This is a genomic window from Catellatospora bangladeshensis (genome assembly GCF_016862575.1).
In the GTDB taxonomy this organism is placed as follows: Bacteria; Actinomycetota; Actinomycetes; order Mycobacteriales; family Micromonosporaceae; genus Catellatospora; species Catellatospora bangladeshensis.
On record NZ_BONF01000031.1, the window covers coordinates 1 to 11,880 of the forward strand.

General features: G+C 71.5%; 12 protein-coding genes. 7 read left to right on the top strand and 5 right to left on the bottom strand.

Annotated features, from left to right (window positions below; translation table 11 throughout):
• Positions 1 to 147 precede the first annotated feature (147 nt).
• The gene (locus Cba03nite_RS25155; protein ID WP_203750917.1) at positions 148 to 2,220 is read right to left on the bottom strand and encodes a hypothetical protein; all 2,073 of its coding nucleotides are present in this window, start codon (positions 2,218 to 2,220) and stop codon (positions 148 to 150) included.
• A gap of 259 nt (positions 2,221 to 2,479) precedes the next feature.
• On the opposite strand from Cba03nite_RS25155, the gene Cba03nite_RS25160 reads away from it, so the two are divergent.
• The 4 genes from Cba03nite_RS25160 to Cba03nite_RS25175 all read left to right on the top strand — a co-directional run bounded on the left by Cba03nite_RS25160 (position 2,480) and on the right by Cba03nite_RS25175 (position 7,678).
• Positions 2,480 to 3,769 carry an MFS transporter gene (locus Cba03nite_RS25160; protein ID WP_203750918.1) on the top strand — a complete coding sequence of 430 codons (1,290 nt, stop codon included), beginning with the start codon at positions 2,480 to 2,482 and terminating at the stop codon, positions 3,767 to 3,769.
• A gap of 68 nt (positions 3,770 to 3,837) precedes the next feature.
• Positions 3,838 to 5,004, top strand: coding sequence for an alanine racemase (locus Cba03nite_RS25165; RefSeq protein ID WP_203751233.1), 1,167 nt, complete (start codon positions 3,838 to 3,840; stop codon positions 5,002 to 5,004).
• Complete coding sequence (locus Cba03nite_RS25170) at positions 5,001 to 6,308, top strand: D-arabinono-1,4-lactone oxidase (protein WP_239126001.1); 1,308 nt, start codon at positions 5,001 to 5,003, stop codon at positions 6,306 to 6,308. Before Cba03nite_RS25165 ends, Cba03nite_RS25170 begins: the two co-directional genes overlap by 4 nt.
• Complete coding sequence (locus Cba03nite_RS25175) at positions 6,305 to 7,678, top strand: GH1 family beta-glucosidase (RefSeq protein WP_203750919.1); 1,374 nt, start codon at positions 6,305 to 6,307, stop codon at positions 7,676 to 7,678. The genes Cba03nite_RS25170 and Cba03nite_RS25175 overlap by 4 nt, the downstream gene beginning before the upstream one ends.
• Here Cba03nite_RS25175 and Cba03nite_RS25180 read toward each other — a convergent pair.
• Genes Cba03nite_RS25180 through Cba03nite_RS25190 form a run of 3 tightly spaced genes read right to left on the bottom strand, consistent with a single transcriptional unit; the run spans position 7,675 to position 8,826 of the window.
• Positions 7,675 to 8,079, bottom strand: coding sequence for a PLD nuclease N-terminal domain-containing protein (locus Cba03nite_RS25180; RefSeq protein WP_203750920.1), 405 nt, complete (start codon positions 8,077 to 8,079; stop codon positions 7,675 to 7,677). The two genes, Cba03nite_RS25175 and Cba03nite_RS25180, sit on opposite strands and share 4 nt — an antisense overlap.
• Positions 8,080 to 8,096: 17 nt before the next feature.
• Positions 8,097 to 8,405: a DUF202 domain-containing protein gene (locus Cba03nite_RS25185; protein WP_203750921.1), complete on the bottom strand. Its 309-nt coding sequence runs from the start codon at positions 8,403 to 8,405 to the stop codon at positions 8,097 to 8,099.
• A 28-nt stretch (positions 8,406 to 8,433) separates the two neighbouring features.
• Positions 8,434 to 8,826, bottom strand: a complete 393-nt coding sequence (locus Cba03nite_RS25190; protein WP_203750923.1) for a YidH family protein — start codon at positions 8,824 to 8,826, stop codon at positions 8,434 to 8,436.
• Positions 8,827 to 8,844: 18 nt separating this feature from the next.
• Between Cba03nite_RS25190 and Cba03nite_RS25195 the strand changes: the two genes are divergently transcribed.
• Entirely contained in the window at positions 8,845 to 9,651 is an 807-nt protein-coding gene (locus Cba03nite_RS25195; protein ID WP_203750926.1) for a GNAT family N-acetyltransferase, read from the top strand.
• 6 nt (positions 9,652 to 9,657) lie between these two features.
• On the opposite strand, the gene Cba03nite_RS25200 is transcribed toward Cba03nite_RS25195, so the two are convergent.
• Complete coding sequence (locus tag Cba03nite_RS25200; protein WP_203750928.1) at positions 9,658 to 9,831, bottom strand: hypothetical protein; 174 nt, start codon at positions 9,829 to 9,831, stop codon at positions 9,658 to 9,660.
• 249 nt (positions 9,832 to 10,080) lie between these two features.
• On the opposite strand from Cba03nite_RS25200, the gene Cba03nite_RS25205 reads away from it, so the two are divergent.
• On the top strand, positions 10,081 to 10,860 hold the full coding sequence (locus Cba03nite_RS25205) for an electron transfer flavoprotein subunit beta/FixA family protein (protein WP_203750930.1): 780 nt from the start codon (positions 10,081 to 10,083) through the stop codon (positions 10,858 to 10,860).
• Between the two features lie 14 nt (positions 10,861 to 10,874).
• Positions 10,875 to 11,831 carry an electron transfer flavoprotein subunit alpha/FixB family protein gene (locus Cba03nite_RS25210; RefSeq protein ID WP_203750932.1) on the top strand — a complete coding sequence of 319 codons (957 nt, stop codon included), beginning with the start codon at positions 10,875 to 10,877 and terminating at the stop codon, positions 11,829 to 11,831.
• Positions 11,832 to 11,880: the final 49 nt, after the last annotated feature.

Consider the following 11,880-nt stretch of genomic DNA (forward strand, 5'->3'; position numbering starts at 1 on the left):
CCGGGCATATCCCTAACACTTCGCGCAAGATCGACGCAGGTCGGGGGCCGCGCCCGGTGCCACGCCGCCGTCGTGTCCGGCGGGGAGCGGATCTAGAAGAGTTGTTGTCGCCCCAGCGACAACAACTCTTCTAGATCCGGAAGCACGTCACGCCGCGGCGGGCTCCGGCGCGGCGGGAGCGGCCGGATCCGTGGCCGGGTCGACAGCGGTGGCGGTACGCGGGGCGGCGAGCACCGCGCCGAGCGCCCACGGGATCCAGACGATCTCCATCAGCACCCGCAGCAGGGCGGGGGAGACCGGCAGGTACGGGATCATCAGCAGCCCGTGGTCCACCGCGCCGAGCAGCGCGAACACCGCCACGAGCAGCGTCATCACGCCCAGCTTGCGGGCCGGTGTGGCGCGCAGGGCCAGGCCAAGCAGCGCGAAGCCCGCGCCGTAGAGCGCCAGGCCGATCGGGTGCAGCACACTGCCCATCTCGATCGTGCCGAACACGCCGACGACCAGGCCGCCGACGGCCAGCAGCAGGCCCACCAGCCCCCGCTTCGAAGCGCGCAGGCGGCGGTAGTACAGCCCGATGGCGAGCAGGCCGAGCACCACCGCGCCGCCGAAGGCCCACTTGACCTCGATGCGCTCCAGGCCGTGCGCGGCGTACGCGCCGTACCAGTCGCAGTCCGACGGCAGGTGCTGCCGCCCGCCGTCGTACCCGGCGCAGGCGTACATCTTCAGCGTCCCGGCGGGCTCGCCGAGGTAGCGGTGGGTGCCCGGGGCGGGCAGCTCGTCGTCGCCGCAGGCGGGCACGGTACGGATGTTCGTGCCGGACATGTCCGTCCAGCAGCTGCCGACGCCCTGCCCGTCCCACCAGAAGTTGATGCCGTTCGGCTTCGCCTCGCCCTTCTCGCTGACCCCCATCACGTTGTCGATGTACCGGTTGTGGTGCGAGGTGTCGAACTGCTGCGCGAACTCGGTGTCGTTACGCACGAAGCCCGGCACGAAGCTGGTCACGAACCCGGAGTACCGGTTGCCGTAGATGTGGTTGTCCCGCCAGATGTTGTAGTTGCCGCCGGGGTTGACCACGCCCGCGCCGACCGGCAGCCCGACCGCCGGGCACACCACGCCCTGCTCGTACCCGCGCTGCTCGAACGGCTTCTTGCAGGTCCCGTCGACGATGTGCTTGTAGTAGTCGACGTTGTTGTTCGCGATGATGTTGCGCTCGAACTTCGAGTGGTTCTGCGGCATGCCGGGGTGGTCGGGGAACGCGCTGTCCGTCGCGATACCCGCCGTGTTCTCGGTGAACACGCTGTCGTGCACCCACACCGAGTCGCCGGCCGTGCCGGAGTAGCCCAGCGTGTTGTGGTGGCCGTAGCAGCGCTGGATCTCGACGGCGTAGCGCGGCACGTCGTGCCCGCGGTCCTTGTTGATGTTCGACGCGGCGCCGGGGTAGAAGGCGGAGTCGCCGTTGCCGTAGCCCTCGCAGTCGGTGTAGAGGCCGTGGTCGACCGCGAAGGTGAGGAAGGCGTACTCGTCGTTCCAGCGGCCGATGGTCCGGTCGAGCACGAAGCCGTCGGTCTCCATCACGTAGAAGGCGTTGAACTGCGCCCGCTGCGCGGACATGTTGCGGAAGTACACACCGTCGGCGTTGTCCGCCCGGATCGCGTTGAGCTTCTTGTACTGCGCGTCCACGAGCACGTCCATCGGGCTCGCGCCGGTGCCCTCCAGCTGCAGGTTCTTCTTGCCCAGGATGGCGATCAGGTTGGCCAGGTGCGGGCAGGCGAGCTGCTGGTCCCAGGTGAGCACGGGGTAGCCGTAGATCTTGCCGCGCACCGCGCCGTTCTCCATGGCCGCGCACTCGGGGCTGGCCGGGGCGATGCTCGGCTCCTCCAGGTACACCCCCGGCAGGATCTTGATGATGGTGCCCGGGAGGTGCGCGGCGTCCACCGCCTGCTGGATGTGGCGGTAGCCGCCCTGCTGGCACTGCTGCCACAGCTGCTCGTTGGCCGCCTTGAGGTCCGCCGGGAAGCCCGCGACGCGGGTGGCGAAGTCGGCCGGGTCGCTCTTGCAGACCAGCAGCGTGGGGCCGGTGGTCCGGTAGACCGGGACGCTGCCGGTGCCCTCCAGCTCGCGGGTGGGTCGTTCCTCGTGGGCCGAGGCGGTGGCGGCGGGGCCGAGTATGGCGATCGCCGCCACGGCCACGATGCCGAGCAAGCGGGTGTATGCCTTCATGGCGGCGCAGCCTAGAGAATCTTTCACATTCTTGCCAGACCCCGCGCCGCCACCCCGCAAGGTCATCCGATTTGCCTGGCACCTGGGCGAATCATGGTCGCGCATTCGCGCACGTGCCTGGCAAGTCGGGCGATCATCGCGGGTGGGCGGGCGATCATCGCGGACCGTGTCAGCTGTCCGGGTGGGGTGTCTGGTGGAAACGTGAAAAGTTCTCTAGGGTCCACGCGACGGGACTCACATCGCGCTGAGGGGCACCCCCATGACCGAACCGGCCACGCTCGCCGCGAGCGACACCGCCACGCCCGCGCCCGCGCCGTTCGCCGAGCCGGTCCGGCCCGTGACGGGGCGCTGGATCAGCCTGTTCGCGGTGGCCTGGCTGGGCGTGTGGATGGCGCAGCTGACCCCGGTGCAGCTGCTGCTGCCGATCCAGGTTGAGGCGCAGCTGAAGGCCACCGACTGGGTGGACAACGTGGTGGCGTTCGGCGTGGTGTCGGGCATCGCGGGCGTCTTCGCGCTGATCGCGTACCCGCTGACCGGCGCGCTGTCCGACCGCACCGCGTCCCGGCTGGGCCGCCGCCGCCCGTGGATCATCGGCGGGGCGCTGCTGTTCGCGGCGTCGCTGGTGGTGCTCGGGGCGCAGGAGGACATCGTCGGCATCGGCGTGTGGTGGACGCTCACGCTGATCGGGTTCTGCGTGCTCACCGCCGCGCTCACGGCGACCATCTCGGACCAGGTGCCGGTGGGCCAGCGCGGTTACGTCTCCGGCTGGATCTCCGCGCCGCAGGCCATCGGCACCATCCTCGGCATCGTGCTGGTCACCGCGCTGGCGCTGAGCCAGTTCATCGGGTATGCCCTGATGGCCGCGCTGCTGATCGTGCTGGTGCTGCCGTTCGTGTTCGGCGTACGCGACGAGGTGCTGCCGCGGGCCGACCGGCCGCCGTTCAGCCTGCGGGCGCTCGCGTCCGGGTTCTGGATCAGCCCGCGCCGCTTCCCCGACTTCGGCTGGACGCTGCTCAGCCGGATCCTGGTCAACGTCGGCAACGCGCTGGGGACCACGCTGCTGCTGTACTTCCTGATGTACCAGGTGAAGGTGGAGAACGCCGAGGACACCCTGCTCGTCCTCACCCTGATCTACATGCTGTTCGTGGTGCTGGCGTCGCTGTTCCTGGGCCGGCTGTCCGACCGGATCGGCCGCCGCAAGGTGTTCGTGCTGGTGTCGTCGGCGCTGCAGGGCACCGCCGCGCTGCTGCTGGCGTTCTGGCCGACGCTGCCGGTGGCCACGGTCGGCGCGGGCCTGCTGGGCCTGGGCTACGGCTGCTTCCTGTCGGTCGACCAGGCGCTGGCCACCCAGGTGCTGCCGGACCCGGCCTCGCGCGGCAAGGACCTGGGCATCATGAACATCGCCACGGCCGTACCGCAGGCGCTGGCGCCGCTGCTGGGGGCGTACATCGTGGCGGATATGGGCGGCTTCGGCGCGCTCTACGTGGCGGCGGGCATCACCTCGGTGGTCGGTGCGCTCGTTGTGCTGCCGGTGAAGGGGGTGCGCTGATGGATCTGAAGCTGCACGAGGCGACGACGGCCCGGCCCTGGGCCGACCCGGCGAAGTACTGGCCGGCCATGGACGCGGCCACGGCCGCGCTGGACCCGGTGTTCGGCGTGCTCAACCTGGCCGCGCTGTCGCACAACGCACACGACCTGGCCCGCCGCGCGAACGGCGTGCCGATCCGGGTGGCCAGCAAGTCGGTGCGGGTGCGCGCGGTGCTCGACGCGGTGCTGGCGCTGCCCGGCTACCACGGCGTGCTGGCGTACACGCTGGCCGAGGCGCTGTGGCTGGCCGAGACGATCGACGACGTGGTGGTCGGCTATCCGAGCGCCGACCGGGCCGCCATCGCGCGGCTGGCCGCCTCGCCCGAGCTGGCCGCCCGGGTCACCCTCATGATCGATTCGGTGGACCACCTGGACCTGGTGGACTCCGTCGTCGCGCCGGACGCGCGCGAGCCGGTCCGGGTCGCCATCGAGCTGGACTCGTCGTACCGCTCGCGGCTGCTGGGCCACATCGGCGTGTGGCGCTCCCCGGTGCACCGGGCCGAGCAGGCCCGCGCGCTGGCCGAGGCGGTCGTCGCCCGGCGCGGCTTCCGGCTGGTCGGCATGATGGGGTACGAGGCGCAGATCGCGGGACTGGGCAACGCCCCGCAGGGCAGCCCGGTGCGCGGCGCGCTGGTGCGCGCGATCCAGCGATCGTCCATGGCCGAGCTGCGCGAGCGTCGCGCGGCGGCCGTCGCGGCGGTGTCTGAGCTGGCGCCGCTGGAGTTCGTCAACGGCGGCGGCACCGGCAGCCTGGAGGCGACCGGCACGGACGGCTCGGTCACCGAGATCGCGGCCGGTTCGGGGCTGTTCGGCCCGCACCTGTTCGACAACTACGCCCACTTCACCCCGGCGCCCGCGGCCGCGTTCGCGCTGCCCGTGGTACGCCGTCCCGCCCCGGACCGGGTGACCCTGCTCGGCGGCGGCTGGATCGCCTCCGGCCCGCCCGGCGCGGACCGGCTGCCCCGCATCGTGTGGCCGCAGGGGCTGCGCATGGTGCCCCGGGAGATGGCCGGCGAGGTGCAGACGCCGGTGGTCGGCAGGGCGGCGGCGGGGCTGCGCCTGGGCGACCGGGTGTGGCTGCGGCACACCAAGGCGGGCGAGCTGTCCGAGCACCTGGACGAGCTGCATGTGATCGATCAAGACGCGGTGGCGGGCGCGGTGGCCACGTACCGTGGTGAAGGAAAGGCTTTCCTGTGAGCAGTGCTGTGTGGCGGAACTGGAGCCGCATCGAGAGCGTGACCCCGGCGCGGGTCGCGTATCCGTCCAGTCCGGACGAGGTGGTGCAGGCGATCGCCGCCGCGCGCGCCGACGGGCTGCGGGTCAAGCCGATCGGGGCCGGGCACAGCTTCACCGGCATCGCCGTCGCCCCCGGCGTGCAGCTCGACCTGCGCAACCTGCAGGGCGTGCTGGCCGTGGACACCGAGCGGCAGCAGGTCAAGCTGGCCGCCGGCACCCACCTCTACCGCCTGCCCGAGCTGCTCAAGCCGTACGGGCTGGCGCTGCAGAACATGGGCGACATCGACGCGCAGACCATCGCGGGCGCGACCTCGACCGGCACGCACGGCACCGGGCACGCGTTCGGCGGCCTGGCCACGCAGATCGTCGCGGTGACCCTGGCCACCGCCGACGGCGCGCTGCTGGAGATCTCGGAGACCGGCAACCCGGAGCTGCTCGGCGCGGCCCGGCTGGGCCTGGGCGCGCTGGGCGTGCTGGTCGACATCACGGTGCAGTGCGTGCCCGCGTTCAAGCTGCAAGCGGTGGAGAAGCCGGAGCCGCTGGCCGAGGTGCTGGCGCAGTGGGAGCAGCGGGCGCTGGGAGCCGACCACTTCGAGTTCTACTGGTTCCCGCATACGAAGACCGCGCTGACCAAGACAAACACCCGGCTGCCGATGGACGCGCCCAGTAAGCCGCTGGGTGGCTTCCAGCGCTGGCTCGACGACGACCTGATGTCGAACACGGCCTTCAACTGGGTCTGCAACCTCGGCAAGGCCGCGCCCGCGCTGACCCCGCCGATCAACCGGCTGGCCCAGCGGCTCACCAACAACCGCGAGTTCACCGACGTCTCCACCTCCGTCTTCACCACCAAGCGCGAGGTCCGCTTCCGGGAGATGGAGTACGCCCTGCCGCGCGAGGAGGTGCCCGACGTGCTCCGCGCCATCGACCGCATGATCGAGCAGAACGGCTGGCGCATCTCGTTCCCGGTCGAAGTGCGGGTCGCCGCGCCGGACGACATCTGGCTGTCCACCGCGCACGGCCGGGAGAGCGGGTACATCGCGATCCACCGGTTCTTCAAGGAGGACCCGCACACCTACTTCCGCCTGGCCGAGCAGATCTTCCGGGCGCACGGCGGCCGGCCGCACTGGGGCAAGATGCACTACCAGGACGCGAGCACGCTGGCCGGGTCGTACCCGCGCTTCGGCGACTTCCTCGCGGTGCGCGACAAGCTCGACCCCGAGCGCGTGTTCGGCAACGACTACCTGGACCGGGTGCTGGGCAAGTGATCCCGAAGGACTTCCAGGTCGGGGTCGCCACGGCGGCGTACCAGATCGAGGGCGCCGTCACCGAGGGCGGCCGCGGGGTGTCGGTATGGGACACCTTCTGCGCGACCCCCGGCAACGTCCTGAACGGTGACACCGGGGCGGTCGCCTGCGACCACTACCACCGCTACGAGCAGGACCTTGATCTGGTACGCGAACTCGGCGCCGACGCGTACCGCTTCTCCATCGCGTGGCCGCGCATCCAGCCGGACGGCACGGGACCGGCGAACCCGGACGGTCTGGCCTTCTACGACCGGCTCGTCGACGCCATGCTGGCGCGTGGCGTCGAGCCGGTGGCCACCCTGTTCCACTGGGACACCCCGCAGGCTCTGGAGGACGCGGGCGGCTGGCTCAACCGGGACACCGCCGAGCGCTTCGCCGACTACGCCGCGCTGGTCGGAGCGCGGCTAGGCGACCGGGTCGGCAAGTGGATCACCATCAACGAGCCGCACTCGGTGACGCTGGCCGGTTACGCCACCGGCGCGCACGCCCCGGGCCGGGCGCTGCTGTTCGACGCGCTGCCCGTCGCGCACCACCAGCTGCTCGGCCACGGCCTGGCGGTGCGGGCGCTGCGCGCGGCCGGGGTCGCCGGGCAGCTCGGCATCACCAACGTGCACACGCCCGTCGTGCCGGCCTCGGACAAGCCGGAGGACCAGCTCGCGGCGGCCCTGTACGACCTCATCGCCAACCGGATCTTCGAGGACCCGGTGCTGCTGGGCCGCTACCCGCAGGCGCCGGAGCCGTTCGCGGACATGTTCGGCGTGCTCAGCGAGCTGCCCGCCGAGGACCTCCGGGTGATCTCGGCACCGCTGGACTTCTACGGCGTCAACTACTACTACCCGAGCCGGGTGGCATTGGCCGATCCGGAGACGGCCAGCGACCACACGCCCGAGGGCGACTTCGCTCGGGTCGGCGAGCTGCCGTTCGCCTTCGCCGAGATCGAGGGCGCGGCCCGGACCGGGTTCGGCTGGCCGGTGTGCCCGGACGGGCTCGGCGACACCCTCGACGAGCTGTCCGAACGCTACGGTGACCGGCTGCCCCCGCTGTACGTCACCGAGGGCGGTGCGAGTTTCCCGGACGCGGTCGTCGCCGACGGCACGGTGCCGGACCCGGAGCGCGTGGCGTACCTGCGCGAGCACCTCGCGGTGGCGCTGTCGCGCCGCGCGGCAGGGCTGGACCTGCGCGGTTACTACGTCTGGAGCCTGCTCGACAACTTCGAGTGGGCCGCGGGCTACAGCCAGCGCTTCGGGCTGGTGCACGTGGACTACGCGACGCAACGGCGTACGCCCAAGGCGTCGTTCCACTGGCTGGCGGAGCTGCTCCGGCAGCGCTAGTCCTCGGGCTTCTCCTGCTTGCGCAGCTCCTCCTCGCGGCGGCGCAGGTCCATCTCCCACTTGCTGAGCAGCTCGCGGTCGGCGGCCTGGGTCTCCTTGGCCTCCTTGGCGATCCGGCGCAGGAACTCCGGGTCGTCGTCGGGCGCGAGCGGCCGGCCGGGGCGCTGTGCCTCGGGGAAGCCGCTGCCCTGCCGCCATACGTTGCGGCGGGGCGCGGCGTCGGCCCGGCTGACGATGAACCAGGCGATGCCGCCGATCGGGGAGAAGAACAGGATGATGAGCACCCAGGCCCATCGGGGCAGCGTCCGCAGCCGGTCCTCCTCCGCGGACAGGCAGCTGACCAGCGCCGCGACGGTGATGAGGAGGCTGGCGAAGAAGAAGATCAATCCGAGTCGGCCCACGGCGTAGAGAGTAGACCTCACGCCAGGATCAGTAATACCCCCAACAGCGCGACGGCGATGCACGAGACGGCCACCGCGGCCAGCAACCGGGCGACCCCGGCCGGGCGCGGCCTGGCCATCTCCTTGATCCGCCGGTGCGCCAGCGTCAGCATCGCCAGCCAGCACAGCAGGCCCAGCGCGAGCCCGACCGCACCCGCCGGGTCGAGGCCGCGCTCGAACGCCAGCCGGAACAGCAGCAGCGCGCAGGCGGTCGCGGCGAGCACGGTGCGCCGCCAGGCCAGCCGTGTCCGCTCCGGCTGCGCTCCCGGGTCCGCCGCGCCTCTCACCGCCCGCCGTCCGCCGGATGGGCGCCGTTCACCGGGCGCGCCACCAGTCGATGAGCACCTCGGCGAGCAGGGCGAGGGAGCCGAGGGCGACCACGACGGCGAGCACGGCGGGGAAGCGGGAGGGCGGCAGCGGGCGGCCGGTGCGCATCGCGATCTCGCAACGGATCCAGTGGTCGATGGCGCGCAGCGCGCAGCCGGCGCCGAGCAGGATCAGCGCGATACCCAGGACCTTGGTCAGGTGCGGCACGGCCATGGGCGGCAGGAACTGGGCCACCACCAGGCCGCCGCCGATCATGGCCAGGCCGGTGCGGATCCACGCCAGGAAGGTGCGCTCGTTGGCCAGCGAGAAGCGGTAGTCGGGCGTGGTGCCCACCTCGCGCACCTCACGCGGATCAAACCAGTTGCGGACTCTACCCAGCACCTTCCTAGTATCAGGGCGATGACTTCTGAACTTGATCGGGACGCCCTGCTCAGGGCGTACGACACACAGCTGCGTTCCGAGACCCCCGACCCGCTCCCGGAGGGCGTGACCGTCGAGCACGACGGTCCCGTGATCCGCATCAGCGGCCTCGACCACGGCGGCTTCGTCACCTACCGCGACGTCTCCCACCTGCCCGGCGACGAGCTGGACGCGCTCATCGCCCGCCAGCGCGACTTCTACGCCGCCCGGGGCGAGCAGGTCGAGTGGAAGCTGCGCGGCCACGACAAGCCCGCGGACCTGCCCGAGCGCCTGGTGGCGGCCGGGTTCGTGCCGGAGGAGCTGGAGGCGGTGGTGATCGGCCTGGCCGAGCCGCTGGCGAAGCCGCCCGTGCTGCCCGAGGGCGTGACGCTGCGCGAGGTCACCGAGCGCGCCGACCTGGCCCGGATCGTCGCGATGGAGGAGGCGGTCTGGCAGGCCGACCGCAGCCATCTGCTGTCCGGCCTGTCGCGGGAGATCGCGGCCGACCCGCAGGGGCTCACCGTCGTGGTGGCCGAGGCGGGCGACCTCGTGGTCAGCGCCGGCTGGGTGCGCTACGAGAAGGGCACCGAGTTCGCGGGCCTGTGGGGCGGCTCGACGCTGGAGGAGTGGCGCGGCAAGGGCATCTACAAGGCCCTGGTGGCGCACCGGGCCATCCGCGCCGTCGAGCGCGGCTATCGCTACCTGCAGGTGGACGCGTCGCCGGACAGCCGCCCGATCCTGGAGCGCCTGGGCCTGGTCACGGTAACCACGACGACGCCCTACATCTGGTCGCCGCCCACCGCCTGAGCACGCTCAGCGGGACAGATCCCAGAGGTCGCGGATGGAGTCGCGTACGCACTCGTCGCGCAGGCGTCCGCAGGTGCACAGGTGTTCGTCGGGTTCGGGCTGCCGGTGGTGCTGCGCCTCCGGCGGCTCGCCGGTGTCCGTGGCGGTGGTATCCGGCAGGGGTGCGGTTTTTGTGGTCATGTCGTGACACCTCCTGCTAAGCGTGACTCTACGGGATGGGCATCATGACGGGGTGACCTCTGTCACTATTGCCGCCCGTCCTGGCGGGTAGATGGATGGCGGCAATAAATTACTCGTCAGTAACCCACGGCATACCGGCAAAAGTGGCAACGTCCACAGCCGGTCGAGCTTGACCCGCGACGCGTCAGGCGACAGCCTTGCGGCGAGGGCATGAACGTCCGTTCAACTCAGGAGGGTCGTCAGAGCGCGATGAAGATCGTCGTACTTGTCAAGCAGGTGCCGGACTCCGGCGCCGAGCGCAACCTGCGCGCGGACGACAACACCGTCGACCGCGCCTCGGCCAACAACGTCATCAACGAGATGGACGAGTACGCCATCGAGGAGGCGCTGCGGCTGCAGGAGGCGCACGGCGGCGAGGTGACCATCCTGACGATGGGCCCGGAGCGGGCGACCGAGTCGATCCGCAAGGCGCTGTCCATGGGCCCCGACGGGGCCGTGCACGTCCTCGACGACGCCCTGGCCGGCACCGACGCGCTCGGCACCAGCAAGGTGCTCGCCGCCGCGATCAGCGGCCTCGCGCCCGACCTGGTGATCGCCGGCGCGGAGTCGACCGACGCCCGCGGCCAGGTGCTGGCGCACATGCTCGCCGAGCGGCTGGGCTACGCGGCGCTGACCGGCGCCCGCAAGCTCACCGTGGACGGCTCGCAGCTGACCGTCGAGCGCCAGACCGAGGAGGGGTACGAGGTCGTCACGGCCGCCACCCCCGCGATCGTCAGCGTGTGGGACACCATCAACGAGCCGCGCTACCCGTCCTTCAAGGGCATCATGGCGGCCAAGAAGAAGCCGGTGACCACGCAGTCGCTGGCCGACCTGAAGGTGCCCGCGGACGAGGTGGGCTGGGCTGGCGCCGCCACCACCGTGCTGTCGCACAGCAAGCGCCCCCCGCGCAGCGCCGGCCAGAAGGTCGCCGACTCCGGTGAGGGCGGCGTGGCGCTGGTCGAGTTCCTGTCGTCCGAGAAGTTCGTCTGAGAGGCGTGCCGACAATGGCTGAGGTTCTGGTAGTCGTCGAGTCCTCCGGCGGCACGGTCAAGAAGGTCACGCTGGAGATGCTGACCCTGGCGCGCTCGCTCGGCGAGCCCGCCGCGGTGGTGCTGGGCGCCCCCGGCACGGCCGCCGCCATCGCCGACAAGCTCGGCGAGTACGGCGCCACGAAGGTGTACGCCGCGGAGAGCGACGACATCGCCAACCACCTGGTCGCCCCGAAGGCCACCGCGCTCGCGCAGCTCGTCAAGAGCGTGTCGCCGGCCGCCGTGCTGATCGGCTCGACCCAGGAGGGCAAGGAGATCGCCGGCCGCCTCGCGGTCAAGCTGGACAACGGCGTGCTCTACGACGCGGTCGAGCTGGCCGCCGACGGCACCGCCACCCAGGTCGTGTTCGCGGGCTCGACCATCGTCAAGTCCAAGGTCACCAAGGGCCTGCCCCTGGTCACCGTGCGGCCGAACTCGCTCACGCCCAGCCCCGCCGCGGCCACGCCGTCGGTGGAGCAGGTCGAGGTCGCCCTGTCCGACGCCGACAAGCTCGCCGTGGTCACCCAGCGGGTGGCCGAGGCCAAGGGCGCCCGCCCCGAGCTGACCGAGGCCTCGATCGTCGTGTCCGGCGGCCGCGGCGTCGGCTCGGCGGAGAACTTCAAGGTCGTCGAGGAGCTGGCCGACCTGCTCGGCGCGGCCGTCGGCGCCTCCCGCGCGGCCACCGACTCCGGCTTCTACCCCCACGCGTTCCAGGTGGGCCAGACCGGCAAGACGGTGTCGCCGCAGCTCTACGTCGCGCTCGGCATCTCCGGTGCGATCCAGCACCGGGCCGGCATGCAGACCTCGAAGACCATCGTCGCGGTGAACAAGGACACCGAGGCGCCGATCTTCGAGCTGGCCGACTTCGGCGTGGTGGGCGACCTGTTCCAGGTCGTGCCGCAGGCCGCCGAGGAGATCCGCAAGCGCCGCTAGGTGTACGCGTCGAGGAGGGCCCGCAGGTCACGTGCCTGCCGGGCCCTCC

What these genes read in the sequence shown, in the direction of transcription:
- Cba03nite_RS25155 (WP_203750917.1), bottom strand. Translation starts at nt 2,220, where the DNA reads ATGAAGGCATACACCCGCTTGCTCGGCATCGTGGCCGTGGCGGCGATC.
- Cba03nite_RS25160 (WP_203750918.1), top strand. Translation starts at nt 2,480, where the DNA reads ATGACCGAACCGGCCACGCTCGCCGCGAGCGACACCGCCACGCCCGCG.
- Cba03nite_RS25165 (WP_203751233.1), top strand. Translation starts at nt 3,838, where the DNA reads ATGGACGCGGCCACGGCCGCGCTGGACCCGGTGTTCGGCGTGCTCAAC.
- Cba03nite_RS25195 (WP_203750926.1), top strand. Translation starts at nt 8,845, where the DNA reads ATGACTTCTGAACTTGATCGGGACGCCCTGCTCAGGGCGTACGACACA.
- Cba03nite_RS25200 (WP_203750928.1), bottom strand. Translation starts at nt 9,831, where the DNA reads ATGACCACAAAAACCGCACCCCTGCCGGATACCACCGCCACGGACACC.
- Cba03nite_RS25205 (WP_203750930.1), top strand. Translation starts at nt 10,081, where the DNA reads ATGAAGATCGTCGTACTTGTCAAGCAGGTGCCGGACTCCGGCGCCGAG.
- Cba03nite_RS25210 (WP_203750932.1), top strand. Translation starts at nt 10,875, where the DNA reads ATGGCTGAGGTTCTGGTAGTCGTCGAGTCCTCCGGCGGCACGGTCAAG.